Source organism: Rhodospirillales bacterium (genome assembly GCA_016872535.1).
Classification (GTDB): Bacteria; Pseudomonadota; Alphaproteobacteria; order Rhodospirillales; family 2-12-FULL-67-15; genus 2-12-FULL-67-15.
This window is the reverse complement of sequence record VGZQ01000077.1, coordinates 1-14,908: the sequence shown is the minus strand read 5'-3', so window position 1 is coordinate 14,908 and position 14,908 is coordinate 1. Positions and strand designations below refer to the sequence as shown.

Annotated in this window: 16 protein-coding genes; 12 read left to right on the top strand and 4 right to left on the bottom strand. The window is 67.5% G+C overall.

Annotated elements, in window-relative coordinates; genetic code table 11:
• The 3 genes from FJ311_13400 to leuB all read left to right on the top strand — a co-directional run.
• Positions 1-900: 3-isopropylmalate dehydratase large subunit (locus tag FJ311_13400; protein ID MBM3952432.1), on the top strand; the 900-nt coding region annotated here is incomplete at its 5' end.
• A 14-nt stretch (positions 901-914) separates the two neighbouring features.
• On the top strand, positions 915-1,529 hold the full coding sequence (gene leuD / locus FJ311_13395) for a 3-isopropylmalate dehydratase small subunit (GenBank protein MBM3952431.1): 615 nt from the start codon (positions 915-917) through the stop codon (positions 1,527-1,529).
• Positions 1,530-1,655: 126 nt separating this feature from the next.
• Positions 1,656-2,765, top strand: a complete 1,110-nt coding sequence (gene leuB, locus FJ311_13390) for a 3-isopropylmalate dehydrogenase (GenBank protein ID MBM3952430.1) — start codon at positions 1,656-1,658, stop codon at positions 2,763-2,765.
• Between the two features lie 7 nt (positions 2,766-2,772).
• On the opposite strand, the gene FJ311_13385 is transcribed toward leuB, so the two are convergent.
• Positions 2,773-3,492, bottom strand: coding sequence for an LrgB family protein (locus FJ311_13385; GenBank protein ID MBM3952429.1), 720 nt, complete (start codon positions 3,490-3,492; stop codon positions 2,773-2,775).
• Complete coding sequence (locus FJ311_13380) at positions 3,489-3,875, bottom strand: CidA/LrgA family protein (protein ID MBM3952428.1); 387 nt, start codon at positions 3,873-3,875, stop codon at positions 3,489-3,491. Before FJ311_13380 ends, FJ311_13385 begins: the two co-directional genes overlap by 4 nt.
• A gap of 237 nt (positions 3,876-4,112) precedes the next feature.
• Here FJ311_13380 and FJ311_13375 point away from each other — a divergent pair, with 237 nt between their 5' ends.
• Positions 4,113-5,144, top strand: coding sequence for an aspartate-semialdehyde dehydrogenase (locus tag FJ311_13375; GenBank protein ID MBM3952427.1), 1,032 nt, complete (start codon positions 4,113-4,115; stop codon positions 5,142-5,144).
• Positions 5,145-5,192: 48 nt separating this feature from the next.
• Here FJ311_13375 and FJ311_13370 read toward each other — a convergent pair whose 3' ends face one another.
• A complete protein-coding gene (locus FJ311_13370; protein MBM3952426.1) occupies positions 5,193-5,825 on the bottom strand; it encodes a response regulator in 633 nt (210 codons plus the stop codon).
• 114 nt (positions 5,826-5,939) lie between these two features.
• On the opposite strand from FJ311_13370, the gene FJ311_13365 reads away from it, so the two are divergent.
• The 6 genes from FJ311_13365 (at position 5,940) to FJ311_13340 (ending at position 12,079) form a co-directional block, all read left to right on the top strand.
• Entirely contained in the window at positions 5,940-6,827 is an 888-nt protein-coding gene (locus tag FJ311_13365) for a CoA ester lyase (protein MBM3952425.1), read from the top strand.
• A gap of 21 nt (positions 6,828-6,848) precedes the next feature.
• Entirely contained in the window at positions 6,849-7,889 is a 1,041-nt protein-coding gene (locus tag FJ311_13360) for a MaoC family dehydratase (protein MBM3952424.1), read from the top strand.
• A 799-nt stretch (positions 7,890-8,688) separates the two neighbouring features.
• Positions 8,689-9,084: a succinate dehydrogenase, cytochrome b556 subunit gene (gene sdhC / locus FJ311_13355; protein ID MBM3952423.1), complete on the top strand. Its 396-nt coding sequence runs from the start codon at positions 8,689-8,691 to the stop codon at positions 9,082-9,084.
• A gap of 11 nt (positions 9,085-9,095) precedes the next feature.
• The gene (sdhD, locus tag FJ311_13350) at positions 9,096-9,509 is read left to right on the top strand and encodes a succinate dehydrogenase, hydrophobic membrane anchor protein (protein MBM3952422.1); all 414 of its coding nucleotides are present in this window, start codon (positions 9,096-9,098) and stop codon (positions 9,507-9,509) included.
• A 3-nt stretch (positions 9,510-9,512) separates the two neighbouring features.
• Positions 9,513-11,303 carry a succinate dehydrogenase flavoprotein subunit gene (locus FJ311_13345; GenBank protein MBM3952421.1) on the top strand — a complete coding sequence of 597 codons (1,791 nt, stop codon included), beginning with the start codon at positions 9,513-9,515 and terminating at the stop codon, positions 11,301-11,303.
• On the top strand, positions 11,303-12,079 hold the full coding sequence (locus tag FJ311_13340; protein MBM3952420.1) for a succinate dehydrogenase iron-sulfur subunit: 777 nt from the start codon (positions 11,303-11,305) through the stop codon (positions 12,077-12,079). Before FJ311_13345 ends, FJ311_13340 begins: the two co-directional genes overlap by 1 nt.
• Before the next feature lie 21 nt (positions 12,080-12,100).
• Here the strand turns inward: FJ311_13340 and FJ311_13335 are convergent, their stop codons facing one another.
• Complete coding sequence (locus FJ311_13335) at positions 12,101-12,304, bottom strand: hypothetical protein (GenBank protein ID MBM3952419.1); 204 nt, start codon at positions 12,302-12,304, stop codon at positions 12,101-12,103.
• Between the two features lie 69 nt (positions 12,305-12,373).
• Between FJ311_13335 and FJ311_13330 the strand changes: the two genes are divergently transcribed.
• Together FJ311_13330 and FJ311_13325 are read left to right on the top strand one after the other, a co-directional pair.
• Positions 12,374-13,714 carry a flagellar biosynthesis protein FlgA gene (locus FJ311_13330; GenBank protein MBM3952418.1) on the top strand — a complete coding sequence of 447 codons (1,341 nt, stop codon included), beginning with the start codon at positions 12,374-12,376 and terminating at the stop codon, positions 13,712-13,714.
• A gap of 56 nt (positions 13,715-13,770) precedes the next feature.
• Positions 13,771-14,908: AFG1 family ATPase (locus FJ311_13325; GenBank protein MBM3952417.1), on the top strand; the 1,138-nt coding region annotated here is incomplete at its 3' end.

Genomic DNA, 14,908 nt, shown 5'->3' with positions numbered 1-14,908 from the left:
GTTTCGGTCGAGGGCGAATTGCCCTTCGGCGTCGGCGCCAAGGACATCGTGCTCGCCATCATCGGCGAAATCGGCACCGCCGGCGGCACCGGCCACGTGATCGAATACGCGGGTTCGGCGATCCGCGCGCTCTCCATGGAAGGGCGCATGACGGTCTGCAACATGACCATCGAGGCGGGCGCGCGCGCCGGCCTGGTCGCGCCCGACGACAAGACCTTCGATTACCTGCGCGGCCGCCCGCTCGCGCCCAAGGGCGGCGCCTGGGAACAGGCGTTTGCCTACTGGAAGACGCTACCCTCCGACAAGGGCGCCAAGTTCGATCGCGAAGTAGCGCTGGACACGGCCAAGATCGCGCCGATGGTCACCTGGGGCACCAGCCCCGAGGACGTGCTGCCCGTCACCGGACGGGTGCCCGACCCCAAGGATGCCAAGGACGAAGCCAAGCGCGCGGCCATCGCCCGCTCGCTCGAATACATGGGCCTCGCGCCCGGAACGCCCTTGGCCGAGATCGCCGTGCAGCGGGTCTTCATCGGCTCCTGCACCAACGGCCGGATCGAGGACCTGCGCGAGGCCGCCAAGGTCGCGCAAGGGCGCAAGGTGGCGAAAGGCGTCAACGCCATGGTGGTGCCCGGGTCGGGCCTGGTGAAGGACATGGCCGAGGCGGAAGGCCTCGACAAAATTTTCCTTGAAGCCGGCTTCGAGTGGCGCGAACCGGGCTGCTCCATGTGTCTCGCCATGAACGCCGACAAGCTCAATCCGGGCGAGCATTGCGCCTCGACCTCGAACCGCAATTTCGAGGGTCGCCAGGGCCGCGGCGGGCGCACGCACCTGATGAGCCCGGCGATGGCCGCCGCCGCTGCCGTCAGCGGCCACATCGCCGACGTGCGAAAGCTGGGCTGAGGAACGAAACCGCCATGGACAAATTCATCACGCTCACCGGGGTTGCGGCGCCCTTGCCCGCGATCAACGTCGACACCGACAAGATCATCCCCAAGCAGTTCCTGAAGACGATCCAGCGCTCGGGCCTCGGCAAGGCGCTCTTTTACGAAATGCGTTACGACGACCAGGGCAAGGAACGCCCCGACTTCGTCCTCAACAAGCCCGCCTACCGCCAGGCCAAGATTTTGGTCGCCGGCACCAATTTCGGCTGCGGGTCATCGCGCGAGCACGCGCCGTGGGCGCTGCTCGACTTCGGCATCCGCTGCGTCATCGCCGAGGATTTCGCCGACATCTTCTACAACAACTGCTTCAAGAACGGCATCCTGCCGATCAAGCTGCCGAAGGAGCAGATGGCCAAGCTGTTCGACGACGCCGAGCGCGGGGCGAATGCCACCCTCACCGTCGATCTCGAAAAGCAGACCATCCAGGGTCCGGACGGCGGCACCATCCATTTCGAGATCGACGCCTTCCGCAAGCACCTTTTGCTCAACGGCCTCGACGACGTCGGGCTGACGATGGAGAAGAAAACCAAGATCGACGCCTACGAGGAAAAACAAAAGCACGGCCAACCCTGGCTTGCCGCGCGTTAGCCGCGAATTTCTTGTGTCGGGCCTTCCCCTTCGACAGGCTCAGGGTGAGGCCCTCGTGCTGAGCCTGTCGAAGCATGAGGGCCGGTGCAGCAAACCGGAAATCGTCCCATGACCGCCGACAAGAAACTGCCCGCTAACAAAAAGCTTCTCGTGCTCGCGGGCGACGGCATCGGCCCCGAGGTGATGGCCGAGACGCTGCGCGTGGTGGAGTGGCTGGGAAAGAAGCGCGCGCTCCGCTTCGAGGTGAAAGAGGATTTGGTCGGCGGCGCGGCGTTCGACAAGCACGGCGCGCCGCTCGCGGACGCGACCATGAAAGCCGCGAAGGACTCGGATGCGGTGCTGCTCGGCGCGGTCGGCGGACCGAAGTGGGACAAGCTGCCGTTCGAGAAGAAACCCGAGCGCGGGCTCCTGCGCCTGCGGAAGGAGATGGACCTGTTCGCCAACCTGCGCCCGGCGGTGGTGTTCGACGCCCTGGTCGAGGCCTCGACCTTGAAGCCCGAGGTGGTCAAGGGCCTCGACATCCTGATCGTGCGCGAACTCACGGGCGGCATGTATTTCGGCGAGCCGCGCGGAATCGAGAAGCTCGCGGGTGGCGGGCGCAAGGGCGTCAACACCCACACCTACACCGACGAGGAAATCCGCCGCGTCGCCCGCATCGCCTTCGAACTCGCGCGGCTTCGCGGCAACAAGGTCTGCTCGGTCGAGAAGGCCAACGTAATGGAAGCGGGCGTGCTGTGGCGGGAAGAAGTGACCAAGCTGCATGCCGAGGAATTCGCCGATGTCCGGCTCTCGCACATGTACGCCGACAACTGCGCCATGCAGCTGATCCGCAACCCCAAGCAGTTCGACGTCATCGTCACCGACAACCTGTTCGGCGACATTCTCTCCGACGAGGCGGCGATGATGACCGGCTCGCTCGGCATGCTGCCGTCGGCGTCCTTGGGCGCGCGCGACGCGGGCGGAAAGCGCCATGCGCTCTACGAGCCGGTGCACGGCTCGGCCCCGGACATCGCCGGCATGGGCAAGGCCAACCCGATCGCCAATCTGCTGAGCTTCGCCATGTGCCTCCGCTATTCGTTCGGCCTCGAAGCGGAAGCGGCACTGGTGGAACAGTCGGCCAAGCGGGTGTTGGATGCCGGCCTTCGCACCGGCGACATCATGCAGCCGGGAAAAACCTTGGTTTCGACCAAGGCCATGGGCGACGCGATCCTCAAGGAGCTGGATCGCTCGGCCTGATCGCCGCTCAAAAAACCAGGCGGTAGAGTAGCGGCAGCAGGATCGCGGTCGCGAGCCCGTTCAAGCCCATCGCCAGGCCCGAGAACGCGCCCGCCACCGCGTCGACCTGCAACGCGCGCGCGGTGCCGATGCCGTGGGCGGCGACGCCCATCGCCAGCCCGCGCGCCTTCCAGTCCCGGACCCGGATCAGGTTGAGGACCGGCGGGCCCAGCGCCGCGCCCAGGATGCCGGTCAGGATCACCACCACGGCGGTGAGCGACGGCAGGCCGCCGAGCCGCTCGGCGATGCCCATGGCGATCGGCGTGGTCGCCGACTTGGGCGCGAGCGAAACCAGCGTCTCGCGCGAGGCGCCGAGAACCCAGGCGATGGCGACCGCGCTGAGCGACGCGGTGGCGGAACCGATCAGCACCGCGCCCAATATGGCGAGCGCCGAGCGGCGCACCTTGTCGAATTGCTCGTAGAGCGGCACCGCGAGCGCGACCGTCGCGGTGCCGAGCAGGAAATGAACGAACTGGGCGCCCTCGAAATAGGTCCGGTAGTCGATGCCGGTCGCGAACAGGAACCCGACCAGCAGGACGACCGCGATCAGCACCGGGTTGAGCAGCGGGTTGCGGCGGCTTTTCTGGTAGAGCCAGTCGCCGGCGGTGTAGGCGACCAGGGTCACGGTCAGGCCGAGCAGCGGCGAGGCCGCCAGATAGACCCAAATGCCCCGGAAATCGCCGGTCATCGTGCGCAGCTCCCGGGGGCGTCGCTTCCGGGGCCGGCGGGCCCGCGCAATCGCGCCAGCCCGACCATGACCAGCGCGGTGACGGCGATGGTCAGCACGGTGCTGCCGACCAGGGCGACCGAGATCGCCAGCCATTCGTCGGCGAGCAGCGAAAGGTGCAGCACCACGCCGACCCCCGCCGGCACGAAGAGAAGCGAAAGGTGGCGCAGCAACCCGCTTGCGGTCGCCCGCAACTCCGCCGGGATGGCGCCCCGGGCGATCAGGCCGAAAAACAACACCGCCATGCCCACCACCGGCCCCGGCACCGGCAGCCCGGTCGCCAGCACGATCACTTCGCCGGCGAGCTGGCAGAGCAGAAGAAGCGTGATGAACGGCAGCGCCATGGCGGGGCCTCGCGGGTCGGATCGGCGGAGGACGGCCTTTCCGCTCAGCATAGCGGCGAATAACCCGCTTTTCCGCTTGAATCCGGGCGCGCCAGGGGCTATCCAGTCGCCATGCGCGCGCTCAAGATCGGAACCAAGACCAAGGACCCCTGCTAGCGGGCCGGTTCGCGTCGCGTCGAACGAACGGCCCGCCCCCGCGCGGGCCTTAATGTTTTTGAAGACGGAACGGAGACGACGATGAGCTACAAAGTCGCGGTCGTGGGCGCCACCGGCAACGTCGGGCGCGAGATGCTCGATATCCTGGCCGAGCGCCGTTTCCCGGCGAGCGAGGTGATCCCGCTAGCTTCCGAGCGTTCCGCCGGCAACCAGGTTTCGTTCGCCGACGGCCCGGACCTCACCGTCCAGGATCTCGCCAAATACGACTTCAAGGGAGTCGACATCGTGCTGTCCTCGCCCGGCGCCAAGGTGTCGGCGGTGCACAGCCCGCGCGCGGCCGCCGCCGGAGCGGTCGTCATCGACAACACGTCCTATTTCCGCATGGACCCGGAAATTCCGCTGGTGGTGCCCGAGGTCAATCCGGGCGCGATCGCCGGCTACGCCAAGCGCCGCATCGTCGCCAATCCCAACTGCTCGACCATCCAGATGGTGGTCGCGCTGAAGCCGCTGCACGATCTCGCCCGCATCAGGCGCGTGGTCGTTTCCACCTACCAATCCACCTCGGGCGCGGGCAAGGCGGCGATGGACGAACTGTTCGAGCAGACCCGCGGCGTTTACGCCAACGACCCGGTCTCCAAGACCAAGCGCAAGTTCACCAAGCAGATCGCCTTCAACGTCATTCCGCACATCGACGTCTTCATGCCGGACGGATCGACCAAGGAAGAATGGAAAATGGTGGAAGAGACGAAGAAAATCCTCGATCCCGGTATCGCTGTGGTGGCAACCTGCGTACGCGTGCCGACCTTCATCGGCCACGCCGAATCGGTCACCGTGGAATTCGAGCGCCCGATCTCCGAGGACGCGGCGCGCGAGGCCCTGAAGCGCGCCCCCGGCGTGGTCGTGGTCGATCACCGCGCCGACGAAGGCTACGTCACTCCGGTCGAATGCGCGGGCGAGGACGCGGTCTACGTCAGCCGCATCCGCAAGGACCCGACCGTCGCCCACGGCCTGTCGTTCTGGGTGGTGTCCGACAACCTGCGCAAGGGCGCGGCGCTCAACGCGGTCCAAATCGCCGAAGCGTTGATCAAGACGTATATGCGCAAAGCGGCCTAGGCGGCCGCCGGCATGCCGAAGGCGGCGTAACCGCCCCCGTCCGCGCCTTCACGTTTTCGGATCGGGCTGGTTGAGGGGCTTTTCCGCCCCTTCGGCCACGGGCGCGGGCACGTCGTCGGGATTGAACAGCGCGTTGATTTCCTCCTGGCCCATGTCGGCCGCGAGCGGCGCCGCGGGAGCGCCGGGCTTGGCCGCCGCGCCCCGCTTGTCGGGGCCGAGAAACAGCTTTTCTTTCCGCCGCCGGTCGGGCCCGAAGAACTTGCCGACCCGGACGAACCGGCGCGGCCGTTCGACCACCGCCTGAATCCGGTCGAGCAGCGCCTTCGCCGAAATCGGCTTGATGACGTATTCGTTGACCCCGGCGTCGCGCGCCTGGAACACGTGCCAGCGGTCGGCGAAGCCGGTCACCATGACGATCGGCAGGTAGGGATTGGGAGAGGCGGGGTCGTGGCGCACGCGCCGCAGGAAGCTCAAGCCGTCGACCGGTATCATTTCCCAATCGAGCAGGACGAGATCGGGCACTTCCTTCTTGATCTCCTGCCACGCCTCCTCGCCGTCCTTGGCGATGACGAAATTGGTGGCGCCGAGGTGCTTCAAAATCTCCAAAAGGATGCGCCGGGCGAAGGAATGATCCTCCACCACCAGAATGCGGACATTGTCCAAATAGCCGGCGCTCGACATGGCGGCAACGATTGATCCGGTTTTTTGCAATCTTGCCACGGGTGGCCGGGAAAATATAGGTTGGCGCGCGCCGTTTTGGCTCAATTAAGACCTAACCCAGCCGGGAGTTTCTTGATGTCCAAGAACATCCGCCCCCGCCGCAGCGTGCTCTACATGCCCGGCTCCAACGCCCGCGCCCTGGACAAGGGCCGGGCCATTCCCGCCGACGGCCTGATCCTCGATCTCGAGGACGCCGTCGCCCCCGACGCCAAAGCCCAGGCGCGCGGGCAAATTCGCGACGCGCTCAAGGCCGGCGGTTACGGGGGCCGCGAAATCATCGTCCGCGTCAACGGGCTCTCGACGCCGTGGGGCAAGGACGATCTCGCCGAAGCCGCCCGCTTCGGCGCCGACGCGATTTTGCTACCGAAGGTTGAAAGCGCCGCCGCGATCCGCGACGCCCAAGCGGTGCTGGACGCGGGCGGAGGGCCCGCCGATTTGCCGATCTGGTGCATGATCGAAACGCCGCTCGGCGTCCTCAACGCGCGCGAGATCGCCTTCGCCGGCCCACGGGTCGGCGGGCTGGTGATGGGCACCTCGGACCTCGCCAAGGATCTGAACGCCCAACACACGCGCGAGCGGCTGCCGATGCTGACCTCGCTCGGGCTTTGCGTGCTGGCGGCGCGCGCGGCGGGCATCGCCATTCTCGACGGCGTGCACCTCGACCTCGCCGACGACGAGGGCTTCGCCTTTTCCTGCCGCCAGGGGCGCGAACTCGGCTTCGACGGCAAGACCCTGATCCACCCCAAGACCGTGGACGCGGCCAACGCCATTTTCGCGCCGAGCGAGACGGAACTCGCCTGGGCGAAGAAGATCATCGCCGCCCACGCCGAAGCCGAGAAGGCGGGCCGGGGCGTGGTGGTGGTCGACGGCCGCTTGATCGAGAACCTGCACGTCGAGGCGGCCAAGCGCCAAGTCGCGCTGGCCGACGCCATCGCCGCGCTCGCCGCCGGCGCCGGAAGCTGACGGTCGGGGATCGGCGGGCGCATGGGCGCGGGGCGTTTCTTCGAGGACTTTCGTCTCGGCGAGGAATTGCATCACGCCGCGCCGCGCACGGTGACGGAAGCCGACGCGGCGCTCTACGCGGCGCTCTACGGTTCGCGCTGGCCTTTGCACGGCTCGGTCCCGTTCGCCCGCGCGCTCGGCTATCGCTCCGCGCCGATCGACGATCTGCTCGTTTTTCACGTGGTGTTCGGCCAGTCGGTCTCCGACGTCTCGCTCAACGCCGTCGCCAACCTCGGCTATGCCGAGGGCGTGTTCAGCGAGCCGGTCTACCCCGGCGACACGCTCGGCGCGCGCTCGACCGTCATCGGGCTCAAGGAAAATTCCAACCGCCAGACCGGCGTGGTGTGGGTGCGGACGACGGGCGCCAATCAGCACGGCCGGACGGCGGTCGAATACGTGCGCTGGGTCATGGTGAAGAAGCGCGACGAGCGCGCGCCGGCGCCCGAAACGCGCGTGCCCGAGCTTGCGCCCGCCGTGGCGGCGGAACGGCTTTCGGTTCCGGCCGGCCTCAACCTCGCGGGCTACGATCGGGGCACGACCGGCGAACCGCGGTTGTGGGAGGACTACGCCGAGGGCGAGCGAATCGATCACGTCGACGGCACGACGATCGAGGCGGCCGAGCACATGCTGGCGACCCGGCTTTACCGCAACAACGCGCGCGTTCATTTCAACCGGCACGCGGAAAAAGACGGACGCTTCGGCCGGCGCATCGTCTACGGCGGCCATGTCCTCAGCATCGCGCGGGCGCAGGCGTTCAACGGCCTCGGCAACGCGTTCCGAATCGCGGCCATCAACGGCGGCACCCACGCGGCGCCCGCCTTCGCCGGCGACACGATTTACGCGTGGACGGAAGTCGCCGGCAAATTCCCGCTCCCGGGCCGCGCCGACCTGGGCGCGCTACGCTTGCGCACCTATGCGCTCAAGGATCGCGCGGCGGTCGATTTTCCCGGCCGAAGCGGAGACGGATTCGATCCCGCCGTCGCGCTCGAATTCGATTACACCGTGCTGATGCCACGCCGTTGATACCGCGTCGCCGCTGCGGCGTCGGCATGGGCACCCCCCAAATATGGTTGTTCGGCGGAATCCGGTCTGCTAAATAAAGGAGGCGTCAGGCGCGCAAACCCTGGGAAGCTTGCGCGACGCCGCTGCGAAGCGGCGGCTTTCCTGACACCTCCGGGAGCCGGCCAGGCTCCGGCATCGCAGTCGTCTCCGTCGTTTCCTTTCGCGAGGGCGCACCCTGGGCAGAGAACGGCCACGGGAAGGAACGCGAACACGGCCGGGTCGAGGCCGAAGGAATCCCGTCGCCGGAATCCCACTCGGGCCATTTACCCCCGCGGGCGGGCGCCCGGTCCGGTTATCCGCCGCGAGCCCCGAGAGACGCGAAGTCCCGAAGGGCGCGCGCGGTTCCCGGAAGCCGCCGCAGGTCCAGGGACGCGAATCCCCTTTTCTGCGGAAACGGAAGCCGTCGCCGACTTCCGCCAAGACCCCCCACGATGCCGACACGAATGATGTTGTCGCCCGAAATCGGCGGCAATCGGATTCGCCGCGCGCGCACGACATAGTTGTTGATAAAAACCGGGTTTTTTCACAATCGTCCCACAACTTATCCACATCGGCGCTTAACAGAAAAATCTGAAATACCCCCCGTCGCGACCGTGCAACCGTCGCGGAAACTCCGGTAAACACGGGGAATTCCGAGCCTGCTCCGTTGACTTGCCCCGGGCCACGGGGCTACCAATGCCTTCGGAGTATCGCGCCATCGACCAAGCCCGCCGGGCGCCGCCGCGCCGCGCGCGGGCGGGACAGTCGGGAAACGACGAGCATGGCCCAGGCACAGCGCCCGCTTTCGCCGCACCTGCAAATCTATCGCCCGCAAATCACGTCGATCCTGTCGATTTTGCACCGCTTCACCGGCGTCGCGCTCGCCCTCGGCGCGGTGGTGTTCGCCTACTGGATCGCGGCCGCTTCCTATGGCGAGACGGCGTTCGAGCGCGCCAACGCGCTGATGGCCTCGGGGCTGGGCCGACTGATCCTGTTCGGCCTGACTTTCGCCTTCTTCTATCATTTCGCCAACGGCATCCGGCATCTCGCCTGGGACGCGGGGTACGGATTCGATCTCAAGACCCTCCATCGGACCGGAATCGCGGTGGTCGCCGTCGCGTTCGCCGCCACGTTCGCCCTCTGGATCGCGGCCTACGCCGCCGCAGGCAAACTGTGAGCGGCGGCGCCATGAACGAAAGCGCCAGGACCCCGGCGACGGATTTGCGGGCACCCTTGGGCCGCGCGCGCGGCCTCGGTTCGACCAAGCACGGCGCCGGTCATTGGCGCTGGCAGCGCATCACCGCCGTCCTGCTGGTTCCGCTCGGCCTGTGGTTCGCGTGGGCGATGGTCGGTCTGCTGGAATTCGGTTTCGACCATTCCGTGTTCCGCGCCTGGGCGTCGGAACCCGGCAACGCCCTGCTCATGACCTTGTTCGTCGCCGCGATGTTTCATCACGCCGCCCTCGGCCTGCAGGTGGTGATCGAGGATTACGTCCACGGGGCGACGGCGAAAACCGTTTCGCTGTTCGCGTCGAACGTCGGCATGGCGGTGCTCGGTCTGTCGTCCGTTCTCGCCGTCGTGCGCCTTTCGCTCGGAGTCTGACATTTGCCGCCCGCATATCCGATCGTCGATCACGTTTACGATGTCGTCGTCGTCGGCGCCGGCGGCGCGGGCTTGCGCGCGACGCTTGGCATGACCGCGGCCGGATTCAAGACCGCCTGCCTGACCAAGGTCTACCCGACCCGCAGCCACACGGTCGCGGCGCAGGGCGGCATCGGCGCGGCGCTCGGCAATATGCGCGAGGACCATTGGGAATGGCACGTCTACGACACGGTCAAGGGTTCCGACTGGCTCGGCGACCAGGACGCGATCGAATATCTCTGCCGCGAGGCGATTCCGTCGGTGCTCGAACTCGAGCATTTCGGCGTGCCGTTCTCGCGCAACGCCGAAGGCAAGATCTACCAGCGCCCGTTCGGCGGCCATACCCGCGCCGGCGACCACGCGCCGGTGCCGCGCGCCTGCGCCGCCGCCGACCGCACCGGGCACGCCATCCTGCACACCCTTTATCAGCAGTGCCTCAGGCTGAAAGCCGAATTTTTCATCGAATACTTCGCCCTCGACTTGATCATGGATTCCTCCGGCGCGTGCCGCGGCGTGGTGGCGTGGAGCCTGCTCGACGGCACCATTCACCGCTTCCGCGCGCACCTGGTGGTGATCGCGACCGGCGGCTACGGGCGGGCCTATTTTTCCTGCACCTCGGCGCACACCTGCACCGGCGACGGCAACGGCATGGTCGCGCGCGCGGGCCTTCCCCTCCAGGACATGGAATTCGTCCAGTTCCACCCGACCGGCATCTACGGCGCCGGCTGCCTGATCACCGAAGGGGCGCGCGGCGAAGGCGGCTATCTTACCAATGCCAAGGGCGAGCGGTTCATGGAGCGCTACGCGCCGACCTCCAAGGACCTCGCCTCGCGCGACGTGGTCAGCCGTTGCATGACCCTCGAAATCCGCGAGGGGCGCGGGGTTGGCGAGCACCGCGACCACATCCATCTGCACCTCGAGCACCTCGGCGCCGAGCTGCTCAATCAACGGCTTCCCGGCATCACCGAAACCTCGCGCATCTTCGCCGGGGTCGACGCGACCCGCGAGCCGATTCCGGTGTTGCCGACGGTGCACTACAACATGGGCGGCATCCCGACCAACGTGCACGCGGAAGTGCTGCGTCCGACCGCGAGCGACGCGGACGCCGTCTGCCCCGGCCTGATGGCGATCGGGGAGGCCGCATGCGTGTCGGTGCACGGAGCCAACCGGCTCGGCACCAACTCGCTGCTCGACATCATCGTCTTCGGACGGGCCGCCGCGCTCCGCGCGGCCGACATCGTCCGCCCCGGAAGCGCGCAGTCGCCGCTGCCCGCGGATTCGGCCGACATGGCCCTCGCCCGCCTCGACCGCGCGCGCAACGCCAAGGGATCGACCCCGACCGCCGACTTGCGGCTCAAGATGCAGCGCATCATGCAGGATCACGCCGCCGTTTTCCGCACCAGCGCGTCGCTCAGGGAGGGCGTGGCGAAGATTTCCGCCCTGTGGCGCGAGCTGGCCGACGTCCGCGTCGCCGACCGCTCGCTGATCTGGAATTCGGATCTGGTCGAGACCCTCGAGCTCGACAACCTGATGGCCAACGCCGTCACCACCATGATCTCGGCCGAGGCGCGGAAAGAAAGCCGCGGCGCCCACGCCCATGAGGATCATCCCAAGCGCGACGACGCCGGCTGGATGAAGCACACGCTCGCTTGGATTCAGCCCTCGGGCGAGGTCCGGCTCGGTTACCGGCCGGTGCATGCCTACACGCTGACCAAGGACATCGCCTATATCCCGCCCGAGGAAAGGGTTTACTGATGGTCGAATTCACCCTGCCGCCGGAATCGCGCGTGGTCGAGGGCAAGACCTTCCCCGCGCCCGCTGGGGCGACGCGGGTGCGCCGGTTCCGCGTCTACCGCTACGACCCGGACGCGGGTGACAACCCGCGCCTCGACACCTTCGAGGTCGATCTCGACCGCTGCGGGCCGATGGTTCTCGACGCGATGATCAAGATCAAGAACGAGATGGACGCGACGCTCGCCTTCCGCCGCTCGTGCCGCGAGGGTGTGTGCGGTAGCTGCTCGTTCAACATCGACGGCACCAACACGCTCGCCTGTACCAAGGCGATCGACGACATCAAGGGCGACGTGAAGATCTATCCGCTGCCGCACATGCCGGTGGTCAAGGACCTGGTGGTCGACCTGAGCGTGCCGTTCGCCCAGTACGCCTCGATCAAGCCGTGGCTGCAGGCGGAGACGCCCGCGCCGGCGGCCGAGCGTCTGCAATCGCCGGACGAACGCGCGAAGCTCGACGGCCTGTGGGAATGCATCCTGTGCTTCTCGTGCCAGACCAGCTGCCCGAGTTACTGGTGGAACGGCGACCGTTACCTCGGCCCCGCCGTGCTGCTGCAGGCGTACCGCTGGCTCGCCGATTCCCGCGACGAAGCGGCGGGCGAGCGACTCGACGAGCTCAACGATCCGTTCCGGCTCTACCGCTGCCACACCATCATGAACTGCACCAGCACCTGCCCCAAGGGACTCAACCCGGGACAGGCTATCGGCGCGATCAAGTCCCTGATCGCCGAGCGGGAATAATCCAAGCCGGCGCGCGGCGCCTCAGCCGATTTCGATCTCGCCCTCGATCGTCTTCTGCGCGTCGAGCCCTTCGAGGCTCAGGACCACGCGCGCCTTGACGCGGCCGCCCTTGAGCTTGCCGGAGGCGAGGCCGGCGCGCACCGCGCTTTCGATCTCGCGCTGCGAGGTGACGCCGACGTTCTTGAGAAACTTGCGGATCGACATGTTGAAGGCATCTTCGTTCATGGCTTTGCCCTTTGTTCTTTTCCGGTCGGCCATGATAACGTCCCGATCCCGAATGCGGAACCACCGGCGATGAATCTCCACGCTCTTCTCGGCGCGCGCGCGGCGGCCGGCAAGCCGTTGCGCGTCGGCCTGATCGGCGCCGGCAAGTTCGGGGCCATGTTCCTCGCCCAGGCGCGGCGCACGCCCGGCCTGCACCTGCTCGGCGTCGCCGATTTGTCGCCCGAGCGCGCGCGCGCGGCCCTCAAGACCACCGGCTGGCCCGAGGAACGGATCGCCGCGCCCAGCTTCGCCAAGGCGCTCGCCGACGGTTCGACCCGGGTGACCGACGACGCGCTCGCGCTGGTCAACGCGCCCGGCCTCGACGTGGTGATCGAGGCGACCGGCGCGCCTGAAGCCGGCATCCGCCACGCTCTCGCCTGCTTCGAGCGCGGGCGCGATCTGGTGATGGTCAACGTCGAGGCCGACGTGCTGGCCGGCCCGTTGCTCGCGCGGCGCGCGCGCGAGGCGGGCGTCGTCTATTCGCTCGCCTACGGCGACCAGCCGGCCCTGATCTGCGAACAAGTCGATTGGGCGCGCGCGTGCGGCTTCGACGTGGTCGCGGCGGGCAAAGGCACCCTCTACATGCCCCAGTTCCACGAATCGACCCCCGACACGGTCTGGACCCATTACGGCCTGACGCCGGAGCGGGCGAAGGCCAGCGGCCTCAACGCCAAGATGTTCAATTCGTTTCTCGACGGCACCAAGTCGGCGATCGAAATGGCGGCGGTCGCCAACGCGACCGGGCTGACCCCGGCGCCGGACGGGCTCGGCTTTCCGCCGTGCGCCGTCGACAAGCTCGCCGAAACTTTGATTCCGATGAGCGCGGGCGGCGCGCTCCACCACAAGGGCCAGGTCGAGGTGGTCTCGAGCCGGGGGCGCGACGGACGCGATCTCGCCAGCAACCTGCGCTGGGGCGTGTACGTGGTGTTCGAGGCGCCCTCCGAATACGTCGAGCGCTGCTTTTCCGACTACGGCCTGATCACCGACCGCAGCGGCCGTTACGCCGCGCTGTGGCGCCCCTATCACCTGATCGGCCTCGAACTCGGCATCAGCGTCGCCACCGTCGGCCTCCTGAAGATGCCGACCGGCGTCGCGCGCGGCTTCAACGCCGACGTGGTGGCGACCGCCAAGCGCGACCTGGCGGCGGGCGAAATCCTCGACGGCGAAGGCGGCCATACGGTCTGGGGCCGGCTGATGCCGGCGCAGGCCTCGCTCGCCCGGCGCGCGTTGCCGATCGGCCTCGCGCACGGCGTCAAGCTGGCGCGGCCGATCCCCAAGGGCCAGGCGGTCGCCTGGGCCGACCTGGAAACGCCCCCCGACGGCTTGGCCGCGAAAATCCGCCGCGACATGGAGCGCGCCTTCGCGCCGTGAGGACGGGGCGTTCTCCTCTTTTCATATCCCGCAACGGACCCGATAGTGTGGCGTTCATGGATGCTGCCGCCCCCTCGGGCCCTCTCGCCGCCTATCGCCGCCTGATCGCGGACGGCGCGGCGCGCCCCGATGCCGCGCAAATGACCGCGGTCGCGCGCCTGCAAACGCTGGCCGACGAGATTGCGCCCTATGCCCAGCAGATGGGCCGCTCCGGCTGGCTCGCGCGCCTGCAGCACCGGCGCATGGCGACGCCGCGCGGAATCTATCTCCACGGCGGGGTCGGGCGCGGCAAGACGATGCTGATGGATGTCTTCTTCCACAATGTCGCGATCGACAGCCGCAAGCGGATTCACTTCCATGCCTTCATGCTCGAGGTCCACGACCGCGTGCATTGCTTCCGCGAAGCGGCGCGCGCCGGCAAAGTCCGCGCCGACGCCGATCCTCTGAAGGCGCTGGCGCGCGTTATCGTCGACCAGGCCTGGCTGCTCTGCTTCGACGAGTTCCACGTCAGCAACATCGCCGACGCCATGATCCTGGGCCGCCTGTTCGAGGCCCTGTTCGAGCAGGGCGTGGTGGTGGTGACCACCTCCAACCGTCCGCCCGTCGATCTCTACAAGGGGGGCTTGCAGCGCGAATTGTTCCTGCCGTTCATCGATTTGATCGAACGGAAACTCGACGTGATTGAACTCGACTCCGGCATCGATTACCGCCTCGAGCGGATGCGCTCGTTTGACACCTACCTTACGCCTTCCGGCCCCGACGCCGAGAGCCGCCTCGAGGCCGCCTTCGCCAAGCTGACGGCGGGCGCGGAAGCGAAGCCCTGGTACGTGATGGTCCAGGGCCGCGAGGTCCAATTTCCGCGCATGGCCGACGGGGTGCTGTTCGCCTCGTTCGCCGATCTCTGCGAACAACCGCTCGGGTCGGCCGATTACGCGGCGATCGCGGATCGCTGCCACACCGTGGTGATGAGCGGCATTCCGCGCCTCGGGCCCAAGCGCCATAACGAGGCGCACCGTTTCGTGACCCTGATCGACACCCTCTACGAGCACAAGGTCAACCTGGTGTGTTCGGCCGACGCGCGGCCGGAAGAGCTGTACACCGAGGGCACCGGGTCGTTCGAGTTCCAGCGCACGGCGTCGCGCCTGATCGAAATGCAGTCGGACGACTACATTTCCTCCTGGGACGACCGGGGCT